Source organism: Achromobacter sp. 18P8.1.1, assembly GCF_057799415.1.
Genome location: NZ_JBYOKH010000049.1, coordinates 1 through 22526, shown reverse-complemented (window position 1 = coordinate 22526; position 22526 = coordinate 1). Strand labels below are relative to the sequence as shown.

General features: G+C 64.8%; 16 protein-coding genes and 1 tRNA gene. 11 read left to right on the top strand and 6 right to left on the bottom strand.

Going from position 1 to position 22526, the window contains the following annotated elements:
- Nucleotides 1-134 precede the first annotated feature (134 nt).
- The 4 genes from ftsH (at nt 135) to AC27VE_RS24495 (ending at nt 5248) form a co-directional block, all read left to right on the top strand.
- The gene (gene ftsH, locus AC27VE_RS24510) at nt 135-2024 is read left to right on the top strand and encodes an ATP-dependent zinc metalloprotease FtsH (RefSeq protein WP_169271655.1); all 1890 of its coding nucleotides are present in this window, start codon (nt 135-137) and stop codon (nt 2022-2024) included.
- Between the two features lie 18 nt (nt 2025-2042).
- Entirely contained in the window at nt 2043-2888 is an 846-nt protein-coding gene (gene folP / locus AC27VE_RS24505) for a dihydropteroate synthase (RefSeq protein WP_488705244.1), read from the top strand.
- Nucleotides 2885-4228 (top strand): phosphoglucosamine mutase, encoded by a 1344-nt coding sequence (gene glmM / locus AC27VE_RS24500; protein ID WP_488705243.1) that lies wholly within the window; start codon nt 2885-2887, stop codon nt 4226-4228. Before folP ends, glmM begins: the two co-directional genes overlap by 4 nt.
- A 213-nt stretch (nt 4229-4441) precedes the next feature.
- Complete coding sequence (locus tag AC27VE_RS24495; RefSeq protein WP_315137705.1) at nt 4442-5248, top strand: GNAT family N-acetyltransferase; 807 nt, start codon at nt 4442-4444, stop codon at nt 5246-5248.
- Between the two features lie 201 nt (nt 5249-5449).
- On the opposite strand, the gene ppx is transcribed toward AC27VE_RS24495, so the two are convergent.
- Complete coding sequence (ppx, locus tag AC27VE_RS24490) at nt 5450-6937, bottom strand: exopolyphosphatase (RefSeq protein ID WP_006222886.1); 1488 nt, start codon at nt 6935-6937, stop codon at nt 5450-5452.
- A gap of 219 nt (nt 6938-7156) precedes the next feature.
- Between ppx and ppk1 the strand changes: the two genes are divergently transcribed.
- The 5 genes from ppk1 to pstB all read left to right on the top strand — a co-directional run bounded on the left by ppk1 (nt 7157) and on the right by pstB (nt 13374).
- A complete protein-coding gene (gene ppk1, locus AC27VE_RS24485; protein ID WP_035212371.1) occupies nt 7157-9232 on the top strand; it encodes a polyphosphate kinase 1 in 2076 nt (691 codons plus the stop codon).
- Between the two features lie 219 nt (nt 9233-9451).
- The gene (gene pstS, locus AC27VE_RS24480) at nt 9452-10492 is read left to right on the top strand and encodes a phosphate ABC transporter substrate-binding protein PstS (protein ID WP_280028076.1); all 1041 of its coding nucleotides are present in this window, start codon (nt 9452-9454) and stop codon (nt 10490-10492) included.
- Between the two features lie 159 nt (nt 10493-10651).
- On the top strand, nt 10652-11668 hold the full coding sequence (pstC, locus tag AC27VE_RS24475) for a phosphate ABC transporter permease subunit PstC (protein WP_035212374.1): 1017 nt from the start codon (nt 10652-10654) through the stop codon (nt 11666-11668).
- Nucleotides 11669-11694: 26 nt separating this feature from the next.
- A complete protein-coding gene (gene pstA / locus AC27VE_RS24470) occupies nt 11695-12549 on the top strand; it encodes a phosphate ABC transporter permease PstA (RefSeq protein ID WP_105559895.1) in 855 nt (284 codons plus the stop codon).
- A 48-nt stretch (nt 12550-12597) separates the two neighbouring features.
- Nucleotides 12598-13374 (top strand): phosphate ABC transporter ATP-binding protein PstB, encoded by a 777-nt coding sequence (gene pstB / locus AC27VE_RS24465; RefSeq protein WP_006222891.1) that lies wholly within the window; start codon nt 12598-12600, stop codon nt 13372-13374.
- A 77-nt stretch (nt 13375-13451) separates the two neighbouring features.
- Here pstB and AC27VE_RS24460 read toward each other — a convergent pair whose 3' ends face one another.
- A complete protein-coding gene (locus tag AC27VE_RS24460) occupies nt 13452-14807 on the bottom strand; it encodes an MFS transporter (protein ID WP_488705242.1) in 1356 nt (451 codons plus the stop codon).
- Nucleotides 14808-14999: 192 nt separating this feature from the next.
- Between AC27VE_RS24460 and AC27VE_RS24455 the strand changes: the two genes are divergently transcribed.
- Nucleotides 15000-15076, top strand: a tRNA-Pro gene (locus tag AC27VE_RS24455).
- A 505-nt stretch (nt 15077-15581) separates the two neighbouring features.
- The gene (locus AC27VE_RS24450; protein ID WP_488705241.1) at nt 15582-16991 is read left to right on the top strand and encodes a hypothetical protein; all 1410 of its coding nucleotides are present in this window, start codon (nt 15582-15584) and stop codon (nt 16989-16991) included.
- Nucleotides 16992-17068: 77 nt separating this feature from the next.
- Here the strand turns inward: AC27VE_RS24450 and AC27VE_RS24445 are convergent, their stop codons facing one another.
- The 4 genes from AC27VE_RS24445 to AC27VE_RS24430 all read right to left on the bottom strand — a co-directional run bounded on the left by AC27VE_RS24445 (nt 17069) and on the right by AC27VE_RS24430 (nt 22452).
- Complete coding sequence (locus AC27VE_RS24445; RefSeq protein ID WP_488705240.1) at nt 17069-18442, bottom strand: hypothetical protein; 1374 nt, start codon at nt 18440-18442, stop codon at nt 17069-17071.
- Nucleotides 18443-18668: 226 nt separating this feature from the next.
- Nucleotides 18669-19883 (bottom strand): hypothetical protein, encoded by a 1215-nt coding sequence (locus AC27VE_RS24440; RefSeq protein WP_488705239.1) that lies wholly within the window; start codon nt 19881-19883, stop codon nt 18669-18671.
- 26 nt (nt 19884-19909) lie between these two features.
- Complete coding sequence (locus tag AC27VE_RS24435; protein ID WP_488705238.1) at nt 19910-20368, bottom strand: CesT family type III secretion system chaperone; 459 nt, start codon at nt 20366-20368, stop codon at nt 19910-19912.
- Nucleotides 20365-22452 (bottom strand): MFS transporter, encoded by a 2088-nt coding sequence (locus tag AC27VE_RS24430; protein ID WP_488705237.1) that lies wholly within the window; start codon nt 22450-22452, stop codon nt 20365-20367. The genes AC27VE_RS24435 and AC27VE_RS24430 overlap by 4 nt, the downstream gene beginning before the upstream one ends.
- Nucleotides 22453-22526 lie beyond the last annotated feature (74 nt).

Below are 22526 nucleotides of genomic sequence, written 5' to 3'. Positions count from 1 at the left end.
CGTAAATACACGGGCCCCAGGGATCCCAGGACGCAATCGGGTCCAACAGGGTAGAATGGGCTATTGACATACTTGTGACTGTGCCATATGCGGGTGCGCGGTCGCCGGTCGGAATCGAAAGCAGGAGATCGACCTTGAATAATTCATTTTCGAAAGTCGCTGTCTGGATGGTGATAGCCCTCGTGCTATTTACCGTCTTCAAACAGTTCGACGGACGCGCTCAGACCCAGGACGGCGTGACCTACACGCAGTTCATGGACGACGCCAAGGCGGGACGTATCCGCAAGGTCGACGTTCAGGGCGACGTGCTGTACGTCACCCCGGACGCGGGCCGCGCCTATACGCTGACTTCGCCGGGCGACCTCTGGATGGTCTCCGATCTGCTGAAGTACGGCGTGCAGGTGTCGGGCAAGCCGCGCGAAGAGCAATCGCTGCTGATGAGCATCTTCGTGTCGTGGTTCCCCATGCTGCTGTTGATCGGCGTCTGGGTGTTCTTCATGCGACAGATGCAAGGGGGCGGCAGGGGCGGCGCGTTCAGCTTCGGCAAGTCCCGCGCCCGCATGCTTGACGAAAACACCAACCAGATCACGTTCGCTGACGTTGCCGGCTGCGATGAAGCCAAGGAAGACGTCCAGGAACTGGTCGACTTCCTGCGCGACCCCAGCAAGTTCCAGAAGCTGGGCGGCCGTATTCCGCGCGGCGTGCTGATGGTCGGCTCGCCCGGTACCGGTAAGACGCTGCTGGCCAAGGCCATCGCCGGCGAAGCCAAGGTTCCGTTCTTCAGCATCTCGGGTTCCGATTTCGTTGAAATGTTCGTCGGCGTGGGCGCTGCCCGTGTGCGCGACATGTTCGAAAACGCCAAGAAGCACGCTCCCTGCATCATCTTCATCGACGAAATCGATGCGGTGGGCCGTCAGCGTGGCGCCGGCCTGGGTGGCGGCAACGACGAACGCGAACAGACCCTGAACCAGATGCTGGTGGAAATGGACGGGTTCGAATCCGGCCAGGGCGTCATCGTGATCGCTGCCACCAACCGTCCCGACGTGCTGGACCCGGCCTTGCTGCGTCCGGGCCGTTTCGACCGCCAAGTGGTTGTGCCGCTGCCCGATATCCGTGGCCGCGAGCAGATCCTGAAGGTCCACATGCGCAAGGTTCCGCTGTCGCCTAACGTCGACGCGACCATCCTGGCACGCGGCTGCCCCGGTTTCTCGGGCGCCGACCTGGCCAACCTGGTCAACGAAGCCGCTCTGTTCGCCGCGCGCCGCAATGGCCGCACCGTGGATATGTCCGACTTCGAAAAGGCCAAGGACAAGATCATCATGGGCGCCGAGCGCCGCTCCATCGTGATGCCCGAAGAGGAACGCAAGAACACCGCGTACCACGAATCCGGCCACGCGATCGTTGCCCGCCTGCTGCCCAAGACCGACCCGGTCCACAAGGTTACGATCATCCCGCGCGGCCGTGCGCTGGGCGTGACGATGCAGTTGCCCGAAACCGACCGCTACAGCATGGACAAGGGCCGCTTGCTGTCCACCATCGCTGTGCTGTTCGGCGGCCGCATCGCTGAAGAGCTCTTCATGGACCAGATGACGACGGGCGCCTCGAACGACTTCGAACGCGCCACCGCCATCGCCCGCGACATCGTCACGCGCTACGGCATGACCGACGAACTGGGCCCCATGGTCTACGCCGAGAACGAAGGCGAAGTGTTCCTGGGCCGCAGCGTCACCAAGACGACGCACATGTCCGAAGCCACCATGCAGAAGGTGGACACCGAGATCCGCCGCATCATCGACGAGCAGTACGGTGTTGCGCGCAAGATCCTGGAAGAGAACCGCGACAAGGTCGAAGTGATGACGTCGGCCCTGCTGGAATGGGAAACCATCGACGCAGACCAGATCAACGACATCATCGAAGGCCGTCCGCCGCGTCCCCCGAAGACGCCGCAAGGCCCGTCGGATTCGACCGACACGCCGCCGACCACCGGCCTGGCAGCTGGCGGTAGCACGGCAGCAGCTGTCTGAGGTTTTTTGTCCTGAGTTATGGCAAATAACTTTCTTTGCGGGCGCTTCGAGTTTGATCTCGAGCGCCCGCTTGTCATGGGTATCGTCAATGTCACGCCGGATTCCTTTTCCGACGGCGGCCAGCACGACGATACGGATTCCGCAGTGGCGCATGCGCGCCAGTTGATCGAAGAAGGCGCGCACATCCTGGATCTGGGCGGCGAGTCCACGCGCCCGGGCGCAGACCCGGTCTCGGTGGCGGACGAACTGGATCGGCTGCTGCCGGTGATCGAAGCGCTGCGCGATTGCGGCGTGCCGTTGTCCATCGACACCTTCAAGCCGGAAGTCATGCGCGCCACGCTGGATGCAGGCGCGGACATGATCAACGACATCTACGGGTTCAGGCAGCCTGGCGCCATCGAGGCCGTGGCGCAATCGCGCTGCGGGCTATGCGTGATGCACATGAAGGGCGAGCCCCGCACGATGCAGGCCAGCCCGCCCGAATACACAGACCTGATCGGCGAAATCGGTCTATTCCTGGGCGCGCGGGCGCAAAAGCTGCGTGCGGCCTGGATCGATCCCCGCCGTATCGTGCTGGATCCGGGCTTCGGTTTCGGCAAGACGGCGGACCAGAATTTTCAATTATTGCGCCGGCTATCGAGCCTGCGCAGCACGGGTTATCCATTGCTGATCGGCCTGTCGCGTAAAAACATGATCGGCCAGGCCACTGGCCGGCCCGTTGGCGACAGGTTGTCCGGCAGCATTGCCGCTGCGCTTGCCTGTGTGTCCCGGGGGGCTTCCATCGTGCGTGTGCACGATGTCGCCGCCACCGTGGATGCCCTTAAGGTATGGCACGCGGCTGAACAAGGAGCAATCAGTTCATGATTCGACGCAAGTATTTTGGTACGGATGGAGTACGTGGCGAAGTCGGCGGTCCGGTGATCAACGCCGAATTCGCCCTGCGCCTGGGCTACGCGGCTGGCCGCGTGCTGGCGCGCGAACACGCGGCGCGCGGCGGTAGCCGTCCGCAGGTCGTGATTGGCAAGGACACCCGCATTTCGGGCTACATGCTGGAATCCGCCCTGGAAGCCGGCTTGTCGGCCGCGGGCATCGATGTGTTGCTGGCCGGGCCGATCCCGACGCCCGCCGTGGCCTACCTGACCCGGGCGCTGCGCCTGGTGGCGGGTATCGTCATCAGCGCGTCGCACAACCCGTACCAGGACAACGGCATCAAGTTCTTCTCGGCGCAGGGCATGAAGCTGCCCGACGAGATCGAAGCCGACATCGAAGCCGCGTTGGACGAGCCGCTGGGCTGCGTCTCCTCCGAGGGCCTGGGCCGCGCGCGCCGCATGGCCGATTCGCAGGGCCGCTACATCGAATTCTGCAAGAGCACGTTCCCCAACGATCTTGACTTGAACGGCATGACGATCGTGGTGGACGCCGCGCACGGCGCTGCCTACAACATCGCACCGCACGTGTTCCGGGAGTTGGGCGCCGAGGTGCATGCCATCGGCGTGCATCCCGACGGCTTCAACATCAACAAGGGCGTGGGTGCCTTGCACCCCGAAATGCTGGCCCAGGAAGTGAAGGCCCGTGGCGCCCAGCTGGGTATCGCGCTGGACGGCGACGCCGATCGCCTGCAGGTAGTGGATGGCGACGGCCGCATCTATAACGGCGACGAACTCCTGTACGCGATCGTGCGTGAACGCATGCAGCGCAACAAGGTGGATGGCGTGGTTGGCACGCTGATGACCAACTTCGGTTTCGAGCGTGAGATGGAGCGCCTGGGCGTGGGCTTCGAGCGCGCCAACGTGGGCGACCGCTACGTGCTGGAGCAGATGCAGTCGCGCGGTTGGCTGTACGGCGGCGAAAGCTCCGGCCATCTGCTCTGCCTGGATTGCCATTCGACAGGCGACGGCATCATCGCCGCGCTGCAGGTGCTGACGGCCCTGCGCCGCAACAACGTGTCGATGGCGCAATGGGTCGGCGATCTGCGCATGTATCCGCAGAAGATGATCAACGTGCCGCTTGCCCCCGGCCAGGACTGGAAGACGCATGCCGGCCTGACCGCTGCGCGCAAGGCGGTCGAGGCCGAATTGGGCGGCCGGGGCCGCATCCTGATCCGCGCGTCGGGGACGGAACCGAAGTTGCGGCTGATGGTCGAAGCCGAGGATGAATCCCTTGCCGTGTCGTGCGCCGAGAAGCTTGCCGCCAGCCTGGGGTAAGCGCGATAGGCCTATTTGGACGAAAGCCACCCACCGTCAGCGGGGGTGGCTTTTGTGCATTCAAGGCCGGTATTTAATTGTAAAGTTTTGTCGAGATTTGCCTAAAGTTGACCTATCTCCCCCGAATTAAACTTCATAGTCACGTAACATATTGGTCAAGTCTTTGACATACAGGGCGTCCACACTGACTGGACTCTCTAGGAGCTTCGCGCAATGCTGGAACTAGCACGCATCAACCCAAGCCGTAATCCCGCCGAACCATTCACGGGCGCCGCCCCGAAGGTGCTGGCGGTCGGCCTGGCGCGCACAGCTGAAGAAATCGAGCAGATTCAGCGTCTGCGCTACGAGGTCTTCACTGAGGATATGGGCGTGGTATTTCCCGACGCCCAGGACGGTATCGAACACGATCGTTTCGATCCCTTCTGCGAACACCTGATGGTCCGCGAAATGGACACGGGCCGCATCGTCGGCACGTACCGGATCCTGACGCCTGAAAAGGCGCGGGAGGCGGGCGGGTACTACTCGCAATCCGAATTCGATCTATCCGGCCTGGGTTCGATCCGCGACAACCTGGTCGAAGTCGGCCGGTCGTGTACGCACGCCGACTACCGCAACGGCGCCGTCATCATGCTGCTGTGGTCCGGCCTGGCTGAATACCTGCGCCGTGGCGGTTACGAATACGTGCTGGGTTGCGCAAGCGTCAGCCTGCGCGACGATGGCGTGACCGCGGCGGAAGTCTGGCGCACGATTTCCAAGCAGCTGCCGCTGGACAACGAGCCGCGAGTCATGCCGCTGCACCGGTATCCGGTGGAAAAGCTGAACAGCTCGTTGCCGGCCCGGGTGCCGCCGCTGATCAAGGGTTACCTGAAGCTGGGTGCCAAGGTTTGCGGCGAACCCGCCTGGGACCCGGATTTCAATGCCGCGGACTTCCCGGTATTGCTGAAAATGGACCGCATGGACGAGCGTTACCGCCGCCACTTCGGTCTGGACCAACCCGCGGCCGTGAACGGCCAGCGCTGATCATCATGCGCCGCCTGATCCGTCGTATGAAGATCAGATTGATACGGCGGGCCACGCGGCCCTTGCGCATGGAGCTCAAGCAGCTCCATCGCCAGACGGATCTGTCGCCGTTCTGAAGAAAAAACGGGCGATGGCTTTGCAGCCATCGCCCGTTTTGTTTTTACCGTCAAGCCGCCTTTTCGCCGGCTTGACGCTAGCCCATCAGAATTCCAGCAATTCGAACGAAAATCCCACCTTGTTCCATTCCGCTTCTTCCGCACGCAGCGTGAAGTCGCTTAACGGGTGCTGGGCCAGCCATTCGCGGTTGACGCGCACCACGATGGAGTTGTCGCGGACCGAGGCGGTCAGCGGCAGCGGTTCGATTTCGCCGCGGCGGCGGAACAGCAGGACGGCCAGGCGCAGGCTCAGGATGGCTTTCCACTGCGGCCGCGTGCGGATCAGCGGTTCCAGCTTGGTCAGTTTGCCTTGATGGCCCAGGGCCAACAGGGCCAGCAACTGCTGGTCGGCGCGAGAGAAGCCCGGCATGTCGGCGTTTTCCAGCACGTACGCCGTGTGCTTGTGGTACGCGTTGTGCGCGATGGACAGGCCCACCTCGTGCAGGTCCGCGGCCCATCCCAGGGCCGGGCGCAGCTCGGCGCGTTCGGGGCCTTCGGGGAACATGGCGTCGAACAGCGTCAATGCAGCGTGGCGCACGCGGCGGGCCTGGTTCACGTCGACGTGGTAGCGCTTCATGAACTGGCGCACCGATTCGTCGCGCTTGTCGTGTTCGTCGTCGCGGCCCAGCAGGTCATACAGCACGCCCAGGCGCAGCGCGCCGTCGCCCGTGTGCATGACCTCGATGCCCAGTTCATCGAACAGTGCGCTCATGATGGCCAGCCCGCCAGGCAGCACGTCGGAGCGTTCGATCTTGATGCCCGGCAGTTCGGACGGGATGACCCGGCCCGAACGCACGATGCGGTCTTTCAGCTTGGCCAGGCCCGCGCGGGTGATGCCGCGGTCGGAGAAGCGGCTTTCGGTCAGGATCGCGAATAGCGCCTTGGCAGTGCCGGAAGAGCCATAGGCCTCTTTCCAGCCCATCTTGCGGTACTGCTTGGCAATGACTTCGATTTCGCGCCGGGCGGCCAGTTCGGCCTGCTTCATCTGGTGCGCATCCACCACGCCGTCCGAGAAGAACTGGCGGCTGTAGCTGACGCAGCCCATGTACAGCGAGGACATCAGACCGGGTTCGTGTCCCTTGCCGATGATGACTTCGGTTGAACCGCCGCCGATGTCGATGACCAGCCGCTTGTTGGGCGAGGGGGGCAGGGTGTGGACCACGCCCGAGAAGATCAGGCGGGCCTCTTCGCGGCCGGCGATGACTTCGATGGGAAAGCCCAGGGCGGCTTCGGCGCGCGGCAGGAAGTCCCGCGTGTTGCGGGCGACTCGGAAGGTGTTGGTGGCAACCGCGCGGACGCGATTGGGGTGGAAACTGCGCAGGCGGTCGCCAAAACGTTCCAGGACGGCGATGGCGCGTTCGATGGCGTCGTCGCCAAGGCGCTTTTCGGCATCCAGGCCGGCGGCAAGCCGGACGGTTTCCTTGAGACGATCGATCTGATAGATCTGGGGCGTACCGTCCTGTTGAACGATGCGTCCGATGGAGAGGCGGAAGCTGTTGGACCCGAGGTCCACCGCGGCCAGAAGTTGATCCATGCGGCTCGTAATATAGGCTTTGAGGTGGCCTGATTATAGAGACCCCATATGACAGTGCCCTGAGCTACGGGTTTTCGCTTATGGAACAGGGGCTTGGCGGAAACTGGGCGTGCGCTATACGTCCCGATTTTGGCGTACGCTACGCATTTGGCGTCGTGTCATAGAACCGTCACTTATTTGCAGTAAAACTCCACGCTCCCTCTACGTATGGAATCCGGTATGCCCACACGCCCGCCTGGCGAGCCCTTGCTCATGAATCGCGAGTTGTCGCTGCTCAAATTCAACGACCGTGTGCTGGCGATGGCGGAAAATCCCAAGACGCCTTTGCTGGAACGCCTGCGGTACGTGTGTATCGTCAGTTCGAATCTGGATGAGTTCTTCGAGATCCGGATCTCCAGCCTGAAAGAGCAGCAGCGCCAGTCGCCCAATATGGTCGGCCCTGATGGCATGACGCCCGACCAGGCGTTCGAAAACGTCCAGCAGGCGGTGCACGCCCTGGTTGCGCGCCAGTACAACCTGTTGAACGACGAGATCCTGCCGGCCATGCAGGCCGAGGGCATCACCCTGCATCACGCGTCCGAATGGAACGCCGAGCAGCAGGAGTGGGCGCGCGACGTGTTCAACCGCGACGTGATGCCGCTCTTGACCCCGATTGGGCTGGACCCAGCGCATCCGTTTCCCCGCGTCTACAACAAGAGCCTGAATTTCATCGTGTCGCTGGCCGGGGCCGATGCCTTCGGCCGCCAGGCATCGATTGCCGTGGTGCAGGCGCCGCGCGCGCTGCCGCGCCTGATCAAGATGCCGCCGGCGCTGTCCGGCCACCCCGAAGGTTTCATCCTGCTGACCTCCTTGCTGCGCGCCTTCGTGGGCGAGCTGTTCCCGGGGCTGGAGATGCTGGGCTGCTACCAGTGGCGGGTCACGCGCAACAGCGACCTGTTCGTGGACGAGGAAGAAGTCACCAACCTGCGCCATGCGCTGCAGGGCGAGCTGTCGCAGCGAAACTTCGGCGCCGCCGTGCGGCTGGAAATCGACAAGCTGACGCCCGTCGAGCTGGAAACCTTCCTGCAACGCGAGTTTTCGCTGACGGCCCAGGACACGTACCGCGTGCCGGGGCCGGTGAACCTGTCGCGCCTGATGCAGCTGTGCAATTCGGATCTGCGGCCCGATCTGCTGTTCCCGGACTACCGTGCGCCGGTGCCGGCCCCCTTCGACCGGGTGGGCGACAAGCCGTCCGAGCTGTTCGAAGCCGTGGCCGAGCAGGATCGCCTGCTGCACCACCCCTACCAGTCCTTCCAGCCCGTCATCGACTTCCTGACGGCGGCCGCGCTGGATCCGGACGTGATGGCGATCAAGCAGACCATCTACCGCACCGGCGAGGATTCCGAACTGATGAAGATCCTGCTGGCCGCCGCGCGCGCCGGCAAGGAAGTGACCGTGGTGGTGGAACTGATGGCGCGCTTTGACGAGCAGACCAACATCAACTGGGCGTCCAAGCTGGAAGAGGTGGGCGCGCACGTGGTGTACGGCGTCGTGGCGCACAAGACCCACGCCAAGATGGCGGTGGTGCTGCGCCGCGAAAATGGCCGACTGCGCCGCTACGCGCACTTGGGCACCGGCAATTACCACCCGCGCACGGCCCGGCTGTACACCGACTTCGGGCTGCTGACCGCGGACCCGAAGCTGTGCGAGGACATGGACAAGGTTTTCGCGCAATTGACCGGGCTGGGCGCGCGTCGTTCGCTCAAGGCGCTGATGCAGTCGCCTTTCACCATGCACGACGGGATGGTGGCGCTGATCCGCGCCGAGGCCCGCGCGGCCAAGGCGGGCAAGCGTTCGCGCATCATGGCCAAGATGAATTCGCTGCTGGAAGAGCAGATCATCGAAGAGCTCTACAAGGCCAGCCAGGCTGGCGTGAAGATCGACTTGATCGTGCGCGGCGTCTGCGCGCTGCGGGCCGGCGTGCCGGGGCTGTCCGAGAACATCCGGGTGCGCTCCATCGTAGGGCGCTTCCTGGAGCATTCGCGGGTGTTCTATTTCTATGCGGACGGCGAGGAAACGGTTTACCTGTCGTCGGCGGACTGGATGGACCGCAATTTCTTCCGTCGTGTGGAAATCGCTTTCCCGATCTATGACAAGACCTTGAAGAAGCGCGTGGTCGACGAGGCGTTCACGTATGCGCTGCGCGACAACCAGCTAGCCTGGCAGCAGCAGCCCGATGGCGATTACGCCCGGGTCAAGAGCCGCCGCGAACCTTTCAACCTGCATCTGTACCTGATGCAGAAACTGGGCGTGTAACCGACCAAGCTGTCACACGGGGAATCGTCCCTGAATATCGCGGCCGCCCCGTTTTTCAGGGCGGCCGCGGTGTTTTTCGGGGGTGGAAATGGTGTCGCATGAAGCGTATGTGACTGTCACTATCTTGTCACGTTGGGCTTCTAAGATGCGAGGGTCGCTGAAAGACAGGCACCGAAAAAGCCTGACCAGACTCCTCCAACGAGCACAGAAGGAACCCTGATGTTCAAACGTGTCTTCAAACAAGTTTCCCTGGGCGTCGCGCTGAGCGCCGCCGTTTTCGCCGTCCAGGCTGCCGATGTGACCGGCGCCGGCGCATCGTTCCCGTACCCCATCTACGCCAAGTGGGCTTCCGACTACAAGGCTGCCACCAACAACGCGGTCAACTACCAGTCGATCGGTTCGGGCGGCGGCCAGCAGCAGATTATCGCCAAGACCGTCGATTTCGGCGCTTCGGACGATCCCATGAAGGCGGCTGACCTGGAAAAGAACGGCCTGCTGCAATTCCCGGCCGTGATCGGCGGTACCGTGGCTGTGGTCAACGTCGACGGCGTCGAGCCGGGCAAGCTGAAGCTGTCGGGCCCCGTGCTGGCCGACATCTTCCTGGGCAAGATCAAGAAGTGGGACGACAGCGCCATCAAGGCCCTGAACCCCGACGTCAAGCTGCCCTCGGCCGACATCATCGTCGTGCACCGTTCGGACGGCTCGGGCACCACCTTCGGCTGGACCAACTACCTGTCCAAGGTGTCGGCTGACTGGAAGTCGCAAGTCGGTGAAGGCAAGGCCGTCAAGTGGCCCACCGGTCAAGGCGGCAAGGGCAACGAAGGCGTCGCCGCCTACGTCGGCCAGCTGAAGAACTCGATCGGCTACGTGGAATACGCCTATGCCAAGCAGAACAAGCTGGCCTGGACGCAGCTGCAGAACAAGGAAGGCAAGTTCGTTCAGCCGGAGCAGAAGGCATTCGCCGCTGCGGCCGCCAACGCCGACTGGAAGAGCGCGCCGGGCATGGGCGTGGTCCTGACCGACGAACCGGGTGCCGATTCGTGGCCCGTCACCGCCGCCACCTTCATCCTGATCCACAAGTCGCAAGACAAGCCGGCTCAGGGCAAGGCCGTGCTGGAGTTCTTCGACTGGGCGTTCAAGAACGGCGCCAAGTCGGCTGAAACGATGGACTACGTGCCGCTGCCGGAAGCGGTCACCAAGGAAATCCGCGCCGCTTGGGGCGAAGTGAAGGCTGCCGACGGCAAGGCCGTCTGGAAGTAGGATGGGTGTAGCGCGCGAGAGCTCTGGCAAGAACGCAGATCTCTCCTCGCGCGCAACCCATCAAGCAGCCGCCCCTAGCACTCTGCCAGCAGAAGAAAAGGGGCGGTCTGCCGCAAGACCTCCCGTTGTTCCCCCAGGTTACCTAAGGAAAGTCCATCCATGAGCGCGGTAATGGATAATAGTGTGCCGCTTTCGCCCAGCGTGGCGGACTCCGTGACTACCGGCACGCCTTCGCCTATGAAGCAAAATAAAAATGCGCTGATGGATGCGCTTTTCAAGAATCTGACCCGCCTGTTCGCCTTCCTGGTGTTCATCCTGCTGGCGGCGATTCTCGTATCCCTGATCTACGGCAGCCGCGAATCGCTGGCCAAATATGGCCTGTCGTTCCTGTGGCTGAACGACTGGGATCCCGTCAATCAGAACTACGGCGCCGTGGTGCCGATCATCGGCACGCTGCTGACCTCGGCCATTGCGCTGATCATCGCGGTGCCCGTCTCGTTCGGCATCGCCATTTTCCTGACCGAGCTTTCGCCGACCTGGCTGCGCCGCCCGCTGGGCACCGCCGTGGAAATGCTGGCCGCGATCCCGTCGATCATCTACGGCATGTGGGGCCTGTTCGTCTTCGTGCCGGTGTTCCAGCAGTACGTGCAGCCTTTCCTGATCGCCACCCTGGGCAGCGTGCCCGTCATCGGGGGCATCTTCGCGGGCCCGCCGTTCGGCATCGGCATCTTCACGGCTGGCCTGATCTTGTCGATCATGATCATCCCGTTCATCGCCGCGGTGATGCGCGACGTGTTCGAACTGGTGCCGGCGATGCTGAAGGAATCGGCCTACGGCCTGGGCAGCACCACCTGGGAAGTGATGTGGCGCGTGGTACTGCCCTTCACCAAGTCGGGCGTCATCGGCGGCATCATGCTGGGCCTGGGCCGCGCGCTTGGCGAGACGATGGCCGTCACATTCGTGATCGGCAACGCCTTCAAGTGGTCCGGTTCGCTGTTCTCTCCGGGCAACTCGATCGCGTCGGCCTTGGCCAACGAATTCAATGAAGCGGGCGGCATCCAGAAGTCGGCGTTGCTGGAACTGGGCCTGATCCTGTTCCTGATCACGACGATCGTGCTGGCCCTGGCCAAGGTGCTGCTGGTTCGCCTGTCTGCCGGCGAAGGCAAGAAGACCTGACCCGACGCGAGCACAAGGAAAAGATCATGGCTGTCTCCGTACTCAATATGCAGAATGGCATCTACCGCCGGCGCCGCGTGGTCAACCGCATCATGCTGGCGGTGTCCCTCGGAACCCTGGGGTTTGGCCTGTTCTGGCTGTTCTGGATCATTCTGACGCTGCTGACCAAGGGCGCGCCCGCGCTGTCGTACACGCTGTTCACCGAGATCACGCCGCCGCCGGGGCAAACCGGCGGCCTGATCAACGCGATCTTCGGCAGCGTGGTCATGGCGGGCGTGGGCACGCTGATCGGCACGCCGGTCGGCATCCTGGCCGGCACCTACCTGGCGGAATACGGCCAGCGCGGCTGGCTGGCCCCCGCGACGCGCTTCTTGAACGACGTGCTGCTGTCGGCGCCGTCCATCATCATCGGCCTGTTCATCTACGCCGTGTACGTGGCGCAGGTGGGGCACTACTCCGGCTGGGCGGGGGCGCTTGCGCTGTCCATCCTGGTGATTCCGGTGGTGGTGCGCACGACCGACAACATGCTGCTGCTGGTGCCCAACAGCCTGCGCGAAGCCGCGGCGGCGCTGGGTTGCCCCAAGTGGCGCATGATCACGCTGGTGTGCTATCGCGCCGCCAAGACCGGCATCATCACCGGCGTGTTGCTGGCCATTGCCCGGATCTCCGGCGAGACCGCGCCGCTGCTGTTCACCGCGCTGTCCAACCAGTTCATGTCGTTCAACATGAATGCGCCGATGGCCAACCTGCCGGTCGTGATCTACCAATACGCCGCCAGCCCCTTCAAGGACTGGAACGACCTGGCCTGGGCAGGGGCCACGCTGATTACGTTGCTGGTGCTGGGCATCAACATCATTGCCCGCAACATGTTCCGCAAGTAAAGATCGCTTTGCCGGCGCGCGTGGCGCGCCGGAGCCAAGGGAAAAGAAATGGAAAACACCGCTACCGCCGTCAAGAACAAGATCGAGGTCAAGAACCTGAACTTCTACTACGGCAAGTTCCATGCGATCCGCAATGTGAACATGTCGATCCAGGAGAAGAAGGTCACGGCCTTCATCGGCCCGTCGGGCTGCGGCAAGTCGACGCTTCTGCGCACGTTCAACCGCATGTTCGAGCTCTACCCGGGCCAGCGTGCCGAAGGCGAAATCATGCTGGACGGCGAAAACCTGCTGACCACCAAGACCGATATTTCGCTGATCCGCGCCAAGGTCGGCATGGTGTTCCAGAAGCCCACGCCGTTCCCGATGAGCATCTACGACAACATCGCCTTCGGCGTGCGCCTGTTCGAACGCCTGTCCAAGGGCGAGATGGACGAGCGCGTGGAATGGGCGCTGAGCAAGGCCGCGCTGTGGAACGAAGTGAAGGACAAGCTGCATCAAAGCGGCAACAGCCTGTCGGGCGGCCAGCAACAGCGCCTGTGCATCGCGCGCGGCGTGGCCATCAAGCCGGAAGTGCTGCTGCTGGACGAGCCGTGCTCGGCGCTTGACCCGATCTCCACCGCCAAGATCGAAGAGCTGATCGCCGAACTGAAGAACGACTACACGGTCGTGATCGTGACGCACAACATGCAGCAGGCGGCCCGCTGCTCGGACTACACCGCCTACATGTACCTGGGCGAGTTGATGGAATTCGGCCAGACCGACCAGATCTTCGTGAAGCCTTCGCGCAAGGAAACCGAAGACTACATCACGGGCCGTTTCGGCTGATCGCGTTTCGGATCGGTTCCAGATGCAAAACGGCGCGCCTGATGGGCGCGCCGTTTTGCATTGGGGGCAGGGTGGAATCAGGAACGCTGCAAGGCTGCCTTGGCGCCCTGGCGGGGGGATTCCGCCCGCGGATTGCCGGCGTAGCGGGCGGGGATCAAGACCACGAACACCGCCGCCAGCACGGCCGCGCACGAGAATGCGATGAAGTTCCAGGCCAGCGGCAACTGCAGTCCGGCCAGGTAGCCGCCGACGATCGGGCCGCTCATGGCGCCGATGCGGGCGAACGACAGCGCCCAGCCCGTTGCCGCCCCCCGGGCGTGCGCCGGGTAGTAGCCCGCCAGATAACCCGTCAGGATCAGCGACGAGGAAATGCTGCCCACGCCAGCCAGCGCCACCCACAGGTAGTTCACGACCAACGGATTGTTGTAGGTCAGGCAATAGATGCCCACGGCGCCCACCAGGAAGAACAGGGCGACGATCTTGCGCGGCTCGGTCTTGTCGGCGAACTGGCCCAGCACCAGGCCGCCGATGGCGGACGCCAGGCTGAACACCAGCAGGAAGGACAGGCTGGAGCCAAGGTCGTAGCCGTTCTTGCGCATGATCTGCGGCAGCCACGTGTTCAGGCCATAGACCAGCATCATGCCCAGGAACAGGGCGCCCCAGAAGCACAGGGTGGCGCGCAAGTGGCGCGGCGAGAACACTGCCGCCATCACGTCGCGCCACGTGGCTTTGTCGCCCGTGACCTCGCGGGGGCGGAACGGATCCAGCGACACGATGCCCAGGCGCTGCGCTTGCGCGCGCGCGCCGGCTTCGTCGCCCTTGGCCAGCAGGTACTCCAGCGATTCCGGCAACAGCTTGGCCAGCACCGGCACCAGCAGCAAGGGCAGCGCGCCCACGGCGATGACCGAACGCCAGCCCCAATGACTGAGCAGAGCCATCGCCACCGCGGCCGCGCACAGGATGCCCAGCGAATAACCTGAGTACATCACGCCATAGTTGAAACCGCGTTTGGCGGGTGGAGAATATTCGATGGTCAGTGCGGCAGCCACCGGGATCACGCCGCCCAGGCCGAGTCCGCCGATGAAGCGGAACGTCGCGAACCAGGCGGGCGTGGGCGCCCAGGCCGCGCCGATCATCGTCAGCGAAAACAGGCTGACGCAGGCCAGCAGCATGCGGCGGCGCCCCAGCAGGTCGCTCAGCGTACCGACCGCGAACGAGCCCAAGAACATGCCCGCCAACGCGTAGCTGCCCAGCATGCCCAGCTGTATCGAAGACAGGTTCCAGTTCTTGTCGTCGGCCAATGCCGGCAGCACCGCCCCCATCACGCCCACGTCGTAGCCCTCGAAAAGGATGGCCAGCCAGCAGACGAACAGCACGGTATAGGTGGTCCGCCGGGGCGCGGCCCAGTCGGATGGAGCGGAGGCGTTTGCCATGTGTTTCCCGATGGATGTCTATGCGTGTTTTTGCCCGAAGGCGGCTTCTGGTCATGCGCCAGAAGCGGCAATTAATTTAGGCTTGAACTATATAGGTGTCAATCAGGGGATTGCCGGAAGGCAGGCTGGATGGGGCCGATGGGCGGTGACGGCTCCCAGCGCGGGTGGGATTCTGGTATAGTTGCCACCCTTCGGGGCGTAGCGCAGCCTGGTAGCGCATCTGCTTTGGGAGCAGAGGGTCGTGAGTTCGAATCCCACCGCCCCGACCAATAAAATCAAAGGGTTGGCTTACTTCTGGTGAGCTAACCCTTTTTCTTTGCTCGGCTTATGGGACAACATATGGGACAACAAAGCCGAAGCTGAGCGTGCCTGCAAATTCCGGTCGGAACGCGCAGGAGTTGGAGCACTTCCATAACGCCCAGAGGGGGCGGTCGCCGCGATCGCCGGCGTGATGCTGCACGGCGTGATCCTGTGGCGCGAGAGACGGGCCCGCGACCTGTCTCAGCTGCTGCGCCGGGCGATACGGGACAGGGAGTTCCATCTGGTCTACCAGCCCATCGTCGATATCCGGACTAAGCGGCAGCATCCCGCTGGCTAGCGGCTCCGCCGCCGGGAACCGTTGAGGCCGCGCCGCACACTCAATCCCTGCAAAGGATGGCGGTTCATGAACTGGCTGCGGGCGCGCGGTGGCGCCTGCCTCCCTGGCTCATGGCACCTGCCCATCAACGTACCGCGTCCGCCGACGCGGCGTCATGGATGCACAGGGAGAACGGGATGACCATCAACCGCGACAACATCAAGCCGCCTTCAGGCCCGCTCGTCGCGAGCAAGTCGGCCCAGGAGGCCGCGCGGCCCACGTCGGGCCGGATCCAGGGCCTGCTCGCTGTCGTGTTGCCCTCGGGGGCCGGCCGGTCATATGCCAGCCGTTTCCATTCCGGCCTGGCCGGGTTGTGGGCGAGCATCAAGGCATGCTTTTCGCCGCGCATCCGGGCGCAGGCGGGCGGGGCTGCCCAGCGCCCGGATGCGGCGCCGACCTCGCCCCGGACGGCGCTGGCGGCGCAAACGCGGATCGACCCCGTGGCACACCAGCGCGAGACGATGGAGCAGCTGTACGCGGCTCTGGAACAGCCGGCCGCCGACGAAGGCAATCTGGACGCCGTGGTCCGGGGACTGTGCCGGGCCGTCGAGGGGCCGCAAGCGGATCACCCGGCGTTCGCGCGGACGCTGGATGCCGCGATAGAGAAGGCGATGGACCGGTGCCGCGACTTCCACTTGCCGGACTCCGATTCGTTCGCCGAGTCCGCGCTAAGCCATCTGCGCCGGCATCCGGACGCGGCCGCGAAGGCGCTGAACGCGCTGCCGCCCGCATTGCGCGCCAAGGCCCAGGCGCTGCTGTCCACCATTATCTGGAACATGGGCTATGGCCATGCCGAGGCGTTCTTCTTCCTGCTGCTGGCCCGCAAGGTCCAGGCAAGCATGGCTGACGTCACGGCGGATGGTGCGCGTTCCACGGGCGACAATCCCTATGTCGAACAGGCGCTGCGGTCCGCCTCGGGCTTTGCCTATGAGGCGCCGGACCTGGATTTGGCGGGCCACCTGACGCTGGATCCGCCCGATGTGCGCCTGGTGGAGACGGTGGAGAACCTGTCCTGGCATTATCAATCCGGACGCTACCCGGCCAGTCATGCGTCGGAGGTGACGCGGGCGGCGATGACCGGTTTCAAGGCCTTGACTCCGCAGGAACTAGACAAGCTGGAGCTGGTCACCAGGCTGCGCTGCGGCCAACGGAAGTTCGACGTGGCGCCCAGCAGGTTCTTTCTTACCCAAGAACCGGGACAACCCTTGAGCCATTTCATGCGCGGCGCCCTGCGCGGCTGCTACGAAGAACGCATCGGCAGGGAGCTGGCGTCATGCGCGCGCTCCCTGCGGCGGCAGGGCTTCCCGCAGACCTACGTCGGCAATATGCAGGCGGCCCGGTCGATGATGGCGTCGGCCGCCGGCAAGGTATTGGGCAGCGCCAGCCACTACGCGCACACGCTGGATTCACCACAGCCGCCCGACACCGTCATGGCTTCCCGCCTGTTGTTGAATGCCGGCCTGGCGCAGCAATCGGCGCAGGACGCCGAATGGATCGTGGACCTGCTGGGCAGCAACGGCACGATGCCGCGCGAGGCGACCGGCTGAACCTTTTCGATCTCCTGGACGCATGCGAAGAGCGGGCTCGCGCCCCGGACGCGCCCGCCCGGATTTCCGCCTTCCGCTCAAATGGCGATGGGCTCCAGCCAGCTCCGCTCCACCACGCGAAAGCCGATCAGCACCGGCTGCTCGCCGGACGGAACTTCCCGTACCGGGCGGACGACGCTATCGTCGTGGCGCTCCCAGCCAGCGGCCGTCTTGCGGTACATCCAGTAGTGGCCGACGTTTGTTTCCTCGTCAAGAGGGTTCGCGCTCGCCACGCCATCGTGCATGACCACGGCGACGGGTTCCAGCGTGACCAGGTATTCCTGCTCCACCTCCAGATCCATGATACGCAGGCTGACCGTGCCGTCGTAGCGGAAGGGCATGGCGGGTATGTCGATGACATCCGTGGGAAATCCGATACGCAGGTTGAATCCCCGCAGCTCATCGATGTTGCGCACCGCCAGGCCGTGGGCGCAGGACGGGCCTGACTCAGGCGAGTCTGGTGGAATGTCGCGCAGGGATTTGTTCAGGATCGCCTGCAGGTCGAGGCCGCCGTCATGGCGTTCCAGTCTGACGTTGATCAGGCTGGTCGGCAGGCCATAGGGTTCGGTCGGCAGGCCGGCGCCAGGGATCCGGCAGAGCCGCAGCCGATGCGAGGGCAGGTTGTCCAGTTCCATCGCCGTGATCAGGCCTTCCGCGAAGTCCGTCGCATCGTGCTGCATGTAAGGCGATGCGTTGCGGAACAGCACAAATTCAGGGGCGTTCTGCAACATGGCGAAGAGTCGGCGCAGATCCGGTTCCAGCGAATCGGATCGGGTCGTCAGCGCGTCCATGAAGTCCGCGATGGCCCGATGCGACGCGGTCGCGCTGGCCGGCAGCGGCGGTGAGTCGGGGGCGCGTTGCATCGCCCGCGGGCCGTACGCGCTCAGGACGAACTTCAGCGCGGCGTTGGCGTAGCAGGTGCTGCCCAGATTCGGCAGGCCGGGCAGAGGGGGCAAGGGCGGCTCCTTGCCGTTGCGCGCGGCGCGCGACGCGTCGCGGCCTTGGCTGGACAGGGATTTCGCGTGAGAGCCGGGCGGTGGCTGATCGTGAACGCCGGCTGGAGGCAGGCCTTGCCGGTTCCGTTCGAGATCGCTCCTGGCCCGCGAGATCACCCTGGGCGTCAGCGCGCCATCCGGGCATATCCTCACGCGCCGCAGCATGCCGGATGTGGCCTGCGCGCCGTATTCGCAGGACAGGGCGTGCAGGAACATCCCGGTCGCGCGGGCGTTTTCCATCCGGTAGCGCCTGGGCGCTGGAAAATTCTTCAATAGCGGCACGCAGCTGAGCAGCCTGACGAGCAGCACAGGCTGGCGGGCGCCGGCGATGGCTGGGTCGCCCTTTGCGTTGTCTACCAGGACAAGGCGGGCGTGTTGCGATGGCACGGAGAGAAAGGCGCTGAGGGCGATGCCCATGATTGCCCTTTGAAGTCGGATTGGTGGCGCGGTCTGCGGGCGCGGCGTGGCGGGCCGCAGGCTTGTCGGCGGGACGGGAAGGTTGGCGGCCTTGCGGTGGCGTGGCGCCGGGATCAACCGTGGGGATTCTTCCGATCGTCATGGTGCATGCTCCGCGAGAGGTATCCGTTCAGGAATGGCGCGTTGGCATTGCGCCATTTCCTCCTTGTTCGTGCCCGCCGATAGGCTAGGCTTGCCTTGCGTTGTTGTTGTTGTTGTCGTTGTTGTTGTTGATTCCCATCAATTCGATGGCGTTCCCGTTATGCTCTGGCGGGTTGCCGCCCTGGCCGCCCTGGTCGTCCTGGTCGCCGGCAAGGGCGAGTTGCGGCGGTTGTTGATCGTTCTGCGGCGGATTTACCTGTGGCGCCACGTTTCCTGCGTTCTGCTGGGGGGGCGGCCCCGCGACCAGGTTCTGCTGCGCCGCCCCGCCCCCGGCGGGCGTTCGGATCAGCCCTTTCGCGGGATCGGCGAACAGGGCGTTGACGGCGCAGCCCACCAGGGCGAAGGTCACCAGCTTCATTTCGGTCGATGCGTTCGTCGCATCGATGAGTCCCGGGGCGATGCTGGACGCGGCCCAGGCGACGGCCAGGCTGAGGGCAATCTTCATGCCTAGCTGTTTGCAGGGCTCGGGCACGACGTGGCGGTTGCCCTCGGCATAGCCCTGATCGTGGGTGAGATTCCGATAACACTCCGTGCTGCGGGCCCAGTCATACAAATTTCCGAGCAGACTGCCCCCGGCGCCCAGGCTTGCGTGCGAGCCGATGGCGGCGGCATAGCTGGCCGTCAGCGCGGATATGGACAACAGTGACATCCTCGGCAGGCTGTCGAAAAGGCAGCGGGCGATCTGCAGCGCGTCCGCCGTGATCTGCTGCTTGTTGTTTTCTGGCTGCCATCGCGTGGATTCGCGCTTGTTGACGTTGGTGATAAAGGACTGCACGATCTTCGATGACACCGCGCCCGCAACGTTCGACAGATACGGCGCCAGCCGTTGCGCCAGCTGTTCCGCCAGCTGTTCCGTCGAGCATGCCGAGGGCTTGAGGAACGGTATCGCGGCAATCATGGAGCCGGCGCCAAGCAGCAGCGCGCCGCCCAACCCGCCCAGGACCTTCCATTTCCCGACAGTCTGCGCGTCGGCATACTTTTCCACGATCCTGTAGCCCGCCATGCCGCCGACGACGAGGGCCGCAGCCCCGCCGATGGCCGCCGTGGAGTACGCCGCGCGGCTCAGCGCGCCGCACTGGGCCTGCGGTGAGTTGACGTAGTCCTTGACCGCCTTGCTCACGGCGCCGAAGACCGCGCCCGAGCAGGCCGCGCCAACGACTTCCTTGGCGCGCACCGCATACCTGTGAGGTTCCTGTATTTGCGCTCTTACCCAGTTGATGCTGTCGGTGATATTGACCATGATGTACCTCCCATGATGTTTCGGGATCAGGAGTGCATGCGCGGATCCATCAGCGGATCGGGCCTGGGGACCGCCAGTCGCGTCAGCACGGTTTCTCCACGGCGCCACAGCAGCGCCAGTTCCGCCAGGATGGCAAGATGGGATGCGAGCCGTTCCGGCGTGGCATCCGTCATCCGTTGATAGGCCAGCAACAGGACGTTGCCGGACTCCGGATTGACCGCGAAGCTGCTGCCGATCGATCCGCTATAGAGCTGAAGATTGGTGTGCAGCAGGTCCAGGTATTCCCTGGCCGGGTCGTCCTGCGGCAGCGGGCCGAAGTCGCAATAGATGAGGACGTCGTCGCGGCCGAGGCTGTCGTCATGGATCAGGGTGAAGGCGACTTCGCCGATGTGCAGGTTGCCGTGCTCGAGGATATCGGCGGGGTTCGCCGCCTGTACGTGCTCGCAGAATGCGCTCAGTAGTTCGGTATAGGCCTGTTGGCTCATGAGTGGCTCCTGTGAAGTTGGCGGGAGGACTGCTTGGCGCGCGGCCTGGCACCGCAGCGGGCGAAGCATTGGAACAGCACCGTGAGCACGAGATAGATCGCACCCAGCAGCGCCAGCGCGCCGTGCAGCCCAAGCGTGCTGGTCGCGGCGCCCACGATCAGCGGACCGGCCATCTGGCCCAGCTTGTCCGACGCGCGCATCAGGCCCAGCGCGCCGGCGGTGCCGTAGCCCTGCACTTGCGGCAGGGCCAGCATGTAGGGCGCCTGGGACGCGCCCAGGCAGCAGCTGGCCAGGGCCAGCGTCAGCACGGCGACCGTCGCGGCGATCAGGCCGCTGTTGAAGTACAGGCCCAGCATGCCGGCGCTGCCGATCAGGCCGCCCAGGACGATCCAGCGCTTCTTGGCGCTGGTCCGGTCCAGCAGCTGGCCCATGAGCGGCCCCAGGTAGATCACGCCCAGGCCGTACACCATCAGCACCCGGCCGATGCTGGATGCGGCCACGCCCTCCGCTTCCAGGTACAGCGGCAGCGCGTAGGAAAGCAGGCCGACCTGGGACATCGAGAACGGCGTCACGCTGGCGATCAGCAGCAGGGCGAAATCCCGGCTGCCCAGCAGGCGGGCGGTCCGGCGCAGGTGTTCGCGCGCGGTCGTGGCGATCATGCTGGCGCCCAGCGTGGGGGCGGGATAGGCGCGGCCGTTGTACGGGCGCAGAAGCAGCAGCACGCCCGCCAGGGGCGGGAGCAGCATGCCCGCTCCTGCAACGAACACAGCATGCGGGCCCAGCTGCTCCATCAGCATCGCGCCGACGGCGGCGCCGGAGAGATGCCCCGCGAACAGCCCGGCGACCAAGCCCGTCATGTTGCGGCCGCGGCAGTCCGCCGGACTGCGGGACATCACCAGGCCCTGCAATCCCATCCAGGTCAGTCCGTACCCCAGGCCGATCAGGCCGCGGGCCAGGATGAACTGCGGCAAGGTCGCGGCGGTCAGGCAGGCGAGCATGCCCGCGCAGCTCAACGCCAGTCCGATCAATACCGGCACGCGCCAGCTTTTCAGGTCGCTCAGGCGGCCCGCGCACAGCGCGGCGACCAGGCCGCAGGCCATTTCCGCAGAGATGGGCAGCGCGATCATGATGTTGGGAGGCAGCGACAAACCATCGGCCGGCAGCGAGCGCGCGAACAGGGGGAGGAATCCCAGCGGCAGCGCCCAGGCGAACAGGAAGCCGAACATGACGGGCCGCGTCGCGCGGCCCACGTCGCGGCCATCCTGCATGATGGCGTTGGCCGTGGGGCCGCGTCCGGCCAGCAGCGATAGGAGGAGCAGCATTTCGATCGCGGCGACCATGGCCACGGCGATCACCGTGGCCGCGTCCAAGGCGCGGGCCAGCACGCTGGAGGCAATCACCGCCTGGGAGAGCTGGATGATCAGGCTGCCGCGCGACTGCGGCGGCGCGTTGACCGCGCCCAGCGGCAGCGTGATGGTCAGTTCGCCTGCCGGCGCGGGTGCGCCGGCAGGGGGCTGCGCGTCCGGCGCGCCGCTGCGCGTCAGCACCTGACCGTGCGCGTCGGCCAGCTCGACGCGGGCGATGGTGGGGAAGGTGGCGATCAGCCTGTCGAACGGCGCTTCGACGCCGCGTAGCCTGTCGATCTCGACACCGAAGGCCAGCACCCGGTTCAGGTCGCGCTGCAGGCCTTCGGCCAGATCCTGGGCATTGCCTCGGGTCACGTCCAGCCAGGCGCCGCGAAAGGTATGGATGGTGTACCCGGCGTACACGCCCTGGGCGATCATGAGGGCCAGCAAGGGCGCGGCGAAACGGCCGCGCCGTCCGCGCACCGGCCCCGGCGGCGCGAAGATGCGCCGGGACGCCACCGCCAGGCCCAGGCCGGCGACGAGCGTCACCAGCACCAGCATGCGCAGATTGTCCTGGACCAGCGTCCGTGATGCTTCGGTATTGCGTTGCGTGGACAGGATTACGGCGCCTTGCGTGACGCCCGCCGTATCGCGCAACGGCGCCGCCAGCGTCACGCTGCCGGGCCGGCGCAGCACCAGCGCGCCGCTGGCGCGCCGCGCCATGCCCTTGGGCAGCACGTCGGCGGCGGGGGGGCCCCCCGCCCCCCCCCCTTTCGGCACCCCACCAAACCCCCGCAATTATGCGGCCCCCA